Origin of the sequence: Pseudomonas sp. IT-P253 (assembly GCF_949768125.1) — a bacterium.
GTDB lineage: Bacteria > Pseudomonadota > Gammaproteobacteria > Pseudomonadales > Pseudomonadaceae > Aquipseudomonas.
This window is the reverse complement of sequence record NZ_CATKPT010000061.1, coordinates 1-895: the sequence shown is the minus strand read 5'-3', so window position 1 is coordinate 895 and position 895 is coordinate 1. Positions and strand designations below refer to the sequence as shown.

1 protein-coding gene is annotated in these 895 nt (G+C 61.9%); it reads left to right on the top strand.

The genetic code is table 11. The features are described 5' to 3' along the window. Positions 1-895, top strand: an 895-nt coding sequence (locus tag ACM6IR_RS23990) for a DUF1254 domain-containing protein (protein WP_414909988.1), incomplete at both ends; no start/stop codon positions are given.

The window sequence follows — 895 nt, the reverse complement described above, 5'->3', positions numbered from 1 at the left end:
TCCTCTGGACCGACCTGCGCGCAGAGCCTCTCGTGATCACCGTGCCGGCCGTCTCCAAAAAGCGCTACTACTCGGTGCAGCTAATCGACGGCAATACCTATAACTACGGCTACATCGGGAGCCGGGCAACTGCCAGCGCGCCCGGCAGCTATCTGATTGCAGGCCCCGACTGGAAGGGGGCGACACCCCCTGGCATCGATAAAGTGTTCAGCTCCACGACCCCCTTCGCACTGACGTTGATCCGGACCCAGTTGTTCAATCCAGCCGACATGCCGAATGTCGAGAAGGTTCAGGCGGGTTACAAGGTCCAGCCGCTGTCCGCCTTCCTCCATCAACCCGCGCCACCCGCTGCGCCGAAGATTGATTTCGTACCGGCCACCACGGGGGGCATCAAGGACAACTTCTTCGAGTACCTGTCGGCCGCGCTGCAGTATGTGCCGCCATCGGCGGAGGACAAGGCGATCCGGGCGAAGCTGGCCAGCATCGGCGTAGGCCCCGGCCGGAGCTTCGAATTCAAGGACCTGTCGCTCGAGCACAAGGCCGCGGTCTTGCTGGGGATGAAGGGCGGCGACGAGCAGGTCGACAAGTTTCTCTCGAGCGGAATGAAAAATATCAACGGCTGGAACGTCGGCGCGTTTTTCGGCGACCAGGCATTCTACAAAGCCGATTGGCTGATGCGCGCAGGCGCCGCGAAGGGCGGCCTGTACGGCAATGACGCCGTCGAGGCGATGTACCCCTATACCCGCACTGACGGCACCGGCAAGACGCTCGATACCAGCAAGCACAACTACACGCTGACCTTCCCCGCCGGCAAACTGCCGCCCGTCAATGCCTTCTGGTCGGTGACCATGTACGACGGCAAGAGCCAACTGCTGATCAAGAACCCGATCAACCG